Annotated in this window: 2 protein-coding genes and 1 pseudogene; 2 read left to right on the forward strand and 1 reads right to left on the reverse strand. The window is 37.1% G+C overall.

Annotated features, from left to right (window positions below; translation table 11 throughout):
• Positions 1-249 (reverse strand): annotated as a pseudogene (locus ABXH34_RS08995) (phosphoribulokinase); the annotation flags it as partial.
• A 430-nt stretch (positions 250-679) separates the two neighbouring features.
• Here ABXH34_RS08995 and ABXH34_RS09000 point away from each other — a divergent pair.
• On the forward strand, positions 680-3,859 hold the full coding sequence (locus ABXH34_RS09000) for a PAS domain S-box protein (protein WP_353571540.1): 3,180 nt from the start codon (positions 680-682) through the stop codon (positions 3,857-3,859).
• Positions 3,860-4,104: 245 nt separating this feature from the next.
• The gene (locus ABXH34_RS09005; protein WP_353571541.1) at positions 4,105-4,833 is read left to right on the forward strand and encodes a hypothetical protein; all 729 of its coding nucleotides are present in this window, start codon (positions 4,105-4,107) and stop codon (positions 4,831-4,833) included.
• Positions 4,834-5,252: the final 419 nt, after the last annotated feature.

Genomic DNA, 5,252 nt, shown 5'->3' on the forward strand with positions numbered 1-5,252 from the left:
AAATAGCTCTTCTAATTTATCAAATAAATTAGCTTCTGGGCCAAAGTGACTGAGATGTTTACCATCTTTTTCCGCTTCAGCTATCGCTTCTTTCATTTGTTTGCGATCGTAACGATGAAAACTATCGCCTTCGATAACGGCTGGCTTAATGCGCTCACGACGGAACATATCTTCAAAGGCTTTTTTTACCGTTGTTGTCCCTGCGCCAGAAGAACCTGTAATCGCTATGACTGGATGTAATGCGGACATAAACTCCTCCTCAGAATTTTAGGTTGTGTTTTCTTTTTATAAGTTATAATGATTTGACTAAAAAAATATTTTATAGGTTATTATTTAACTTACGATTATTTTTGTTCGAAATGATAGTATTAAACGATTTTCAGGAATGTTAAAGCGATAAATTTTTATGTGAAGTATAAGTTTTTATTATAATTTAATAATATTAGGAAGTTGTGATAATAAAATGCGGAATATAATTAATAACCTACAGAAATTTTATTTTTAGTAGTGTATTGAACAGTATAGGAAAAGAGTCAGTTATACTGGAATAGTTAATGAATAAAAATCAATATAAAGATAAATCATGATAGTTTTTTATTATGCTTGACCTCAGTGCAGTTTGAGTCATATCTGCATTACACCCATTGCAATACACATAGCTTCAAGACTGGACACTGGCATGGATAAGGAATTTTTTGAGCTTGCTCCAACTCCCCAATGTTTGTTAACACATGAAGGAAAATTAGTTGAAGTAAATATGGCTATGGCTCGTCTACTTGGATTAGCCCGCCAATTACTGTTGGCAACCGATTTATTTAATTTTATTTATACAGAAGACCATGCAATTACCACCAAACAGCTTACAACCCTAAGTTATAAAAATACGATTCAAATTGAAAATCGCTGTCGGCAAGCTGATGGGACTTATCGTTGGCTATTGTGGACTATTAATGTTGCACCACAAGAATGGTGTAAAGATTATATGGAACCCTGCTTGTACTATGCCGTCGCCAGCGATATTTCAGCCTATAAACCTGCACAAGAAATTACCGAGGTTTCCGCACAATTTCAAACGAGCCAAAATTTTTTATCCGTTTTTTTCAATGAAGTACCTGTTGGGGTTTGTGTCACAGATGAAAATGGTCGTTTTGTTCAAGTCAATTCGACTTATTGCCAAATTTATGGATATACCGAAGAGGAGTTGTTAAGTCAGCATTTCACCATGGTTGTACAACCCCAACAACGTGATTATGCAGATAAACTATATACAAAATGTATTGAAGATGGTGTGAGAGAGCTGCCGGCTGAATGGCGGGTAATGCACAAAACGGGATTTTTAATTGATATTGAAGTCAATGCTTGCGTAGTGCAATTTCCTAATGGGCAACGTTATAAATTAACCATCATCAATAATATTTCACAGCGCAAACAGGCAGAACTGCAACGAGAAATGGTTGAAGAAGCATTAAAAGAACAACTACAACACAATCATGCCATTATTCAAAGTACCCTAGATGGATTCTGTATGCTGGATATGGAGTTACAGTTACAAAAAATTAATCCAACCTTCTGTCAACTGACGGGCTATAAAGAAGATAGCCTATTACAGATGTCTTTGCTTAATCTCATTGTGCCTGATAAACAAAAGCCTGCCCATGTTTGGTTGGAGTCGTTGAAACAGCAAGGTCAAATTACTTTTGAGACTCAGCTACGCCATTTCAATCATAGCTGTTTTGATACTGAAATCAGTGCAAGTTTAATGCGTTTCCAAAATCGAGAATTAATTTTTATGTTTTTACGGGACATCCATTTACGTAAAGACACTGAAACCGCATTGAAACAAGCTAAAATGAGCGCAGAAGCGGCAAATCGTTCTAAAAGTGAATTCTTAGCAACCATGAGTCATGAAATACGTACTCCAATGAATGGAGTGATGGGGATTGCTGAGTTATTGCTAGATACCAAGCTAAGTGCCCAGCAACGCCATTATGTGAATTTAATTAGTAGTTCTGGTGATGGCTTACTCATTGTTATTAATGATGTATTAGACTTTGCCAAAATTGAAGCGGGTAAGTTAAAACTTGAGCTTATTGAGTTTGATTTATCTAACTTATTGGAAGAAGTCATTGAATTATTTAGCCCGCCTGCTAATCAAAAAGGCTTAGAAATGGCCTGTCGTTTTCCACCATTACTGCCACATTTACTGATTGGTGATCCGGGGCGATTGCGCCAAATTATGACTAATTTATTGGGTAATGCGATTAAATTCACCGAACAAGGTGAGATCGTACTATCTGTTGCAATCATTGAGGATAATGAGAATCATCTTCGCTTACATTTTGAAGTACGTGATACAGGTATTGGGATTAGTGTAGATGATAAAACACGTTTATTTCAGCCTTTTTGTCAATTAGATAGTTCGACGACTCGTCAATATGGCGGCACGGGTTTAGGCTTGATGATTTGCCAACGTCTGATTGAGATGATGCAAGGTAAAATTGGGGTGGACAGCCAACTTTCACAAGGCAGTAATTTTTGGTTTGAAATTATTTTAAATAAATCTACTAATCAAGTGTGTCAACTGAGTAAAGAATTACCCGATATTGAGGTTTTAAAAGGTCGAAGCGTATTAATCGTGGATGATAATACAACCAACTGTGAGATTTTGTATACTCAAACTCTAAACTGGGGTTTGATTCCTGATGTTGCAATCAGCGCTCAAGAAGGACTTAACAAGATTTATCACGCAGCAAAAGAACAAAAATTCTATGACTTAGCCATTATTGATTTCATGATGCCGCACATGGATGGAAGCAGTTTAGCGCAACGAATCAAACTTGATAGCGCGATTAATGCTTTGCCATTGATTATGCTGACCTCAGTACATCAGCCAATGGATAACCCAGAAATCAAAAAATTACTGGCCAGTCGTTTATATAAGCCAGTTTCACAAAAGAAATTATTAGAATGTCTATTGCGTGCGATGTCACCTAACCTCAGTATGCTACTAGATGAAGATAGTACCTCAGCGCAAAAACAGGTTTTTAATCATCATTGGAAAGTCTTACTTGCAGAAGATAATTTAATTAACCAAGAAGTCGCTATTGATATGCTAAAAGGCTTGGGCTGTTACGTTACCGTGGTTGATAACGGTGTGGATGCACTCAATCGACGTATGACGGGTGATTTTGATCTGATTTTTATGGATTGTCACATGCCTCAAATGGATGGTTTTATTGCCACTCAAAAAATACGAATTTGGGAAGCTGAGCAACAATCGCTATCGCATATCATCATTATTGCCTTGACCGCCAATGCGATGCAAGGAGATAGAGAACGCTGTTTGGCTTGTGGCATGGATGATTATATTAGTAAGCCTGTCACATCGAAAGCATTACGCCAAACTATTTTACATTGGTTGAATGACAAGCTAACAGAGCATGAAACCATCAATATGCAGCAGCCTGTTAAGCAAACGGTTTCTCCACCTTATAGTCAGTTACAAGCAATTTCCACATTACCCATTGTTGACTCTAAAAGTCTTGATGTATTACGCCAAGAAATGAGAGGCCGTGGTATTGGTTGGTTAATTGATTTGTATTTGGGGGAGTTGCCTAATTATTTGGCAGAGCTAGAATCTGCAGTTGAGGAAAAAGACACAGAGTCTATTTATCTCGCTGCTCATAAATTTAAAGGAGGCAGTGCAAATCTGGGTGCTCAACAGATTGTCCAGCTCTGTAAGCTACTTGAAACGAAAGCCCGTGAGAAAGATATGGCCACGATTACAAGTTTAATGACAACGGTTTTACAGGCAATTGAAGATTTAAAACAAGCACTGGCTATTGAGAAGGAGAGGTAATTTTATCTTTGTGTATAAACTAGGGTATTTATTGCTGTTGGATACAAAACTGCCTAATATCATGATTTTAAACATTATTGGCTTAATGCGCTAGCATCATGCTAAAAAATATGTCATATTGGAGGCTATTAACTGAAAATTATCAATCACTTATAAGAATATTATTGATGATAATAAATCTAGTTTATAGCTAAGCAGACAATAATAACAATAAAAAAAATGGTTATGACACGAGGAGTTTTAGTATGACCCAATCACCCACAGAAAACCATTCGCCGACAAGTCGTTCAGGTACTGACAGCTCCCAAGCTGCATCAAGCTCAAAGCCTTATATACCAATAGCTGCACAGACTGGAGTCGAAACAATGGAATGTGGTGCTGCGATTGGTAGAGGACAAATGGAACAGTTTGTTAATAGCTTCCAGCAAAGTGCAAGACGTTGGGAAGGGATTGTTTATCCTGCCTTATTTGCGTTTGCAGTACTGGCCGCGTATGGCTTCTTTTTGATTTATAGTTTAACAGGTGATATGCGTTCTATTGCGCGAAGCATAGACCCAGATATGGCTCAACACATGGCAGCAATGTCACAAAATATTGGGGATTTATCCAAGCAAATTAGTACGATGACGGTGACAATGAATGATATTTCACTGAAATTGGATACTTTGCCTCCGATGTTGAAATATATGAGTTATATGGAACAGGCTATGGTGCGAATGGATGAATCTATTACGGGCATGGACAGTTCTATTACTCGGATGGATGAATCTATGGCTCGGATGGATGGGGCAATTAATCGCATGGATACGTCTATGTCTACTATGAATACTTCGATGGAAAAAATGACAGAAACAATGCGTACAATGAGTATTTCTACTGAGCACATGCGTCATGATGTAGCAAAAATGAGTTATGGATTGGGTAACTTGGCACGTCCCATGTCGTTTGTAAATAGTTTTCCTATGCCTTGGTAATGTTTATAGAATTGTCGTTTCTTAAAATCTATACTGTCCATCCTATCGAGCTTATCTACTCCACGAATACTGCTTGTTTCCATGAGAGTCTAGGGTTTAGTTATTGTTGGAAATAACATTTTCCTTTGTTGATAGCCGCTTTTTATCAAACTTACTTGGATAGTTTTGAATAAATTTCCTTTTTGATTTTACTGGGTTTATTAAATTCTCAAGAAGAAAACGACTATATTTTGCTCAAGCAACAACATAATCTATTTTCTGTCCTTAGCAAATTTTTTGCCCTTAAGCTTATTTGTTACGAATCCTTAACACAATAAAAAAGGGAGTAGACCGCAGCCCACTCCCTTATATTGTCAGATATTAACAATCTTGTGATTGCTCTTTATTTATTGCTGTTGGCATCCGATTGGCCATGTAAT

The sequence above is a fragment of the Candidatus Albibeggiatoa sp. nov. BB20 genome (genome assembly GCA_016744725.1).
Lineage (GTDB): Bacteria > Pseudomonadota > Gammaproteobacteria > Beggiatoales > Beggiatoaceae > Albibeggiatoa.

Excerpts from the sequence above, each read along its gene's own strand:
- ABXH34_RS09005 (WP_353571541.1), top strand. The coding sequence starts at position 4,105 with ATGACCCAATCACCCACAGAAAACCATTCGCCGACAAGTCGTTCAGGT.
- ABXH34_RS09000 (WP_353571540.1), top strand. The coding sequence starts at position 680 with ATGGATAAGGAATTTTTTGAGCTTGCTCCAACTCCCCAATGTTTGTTA.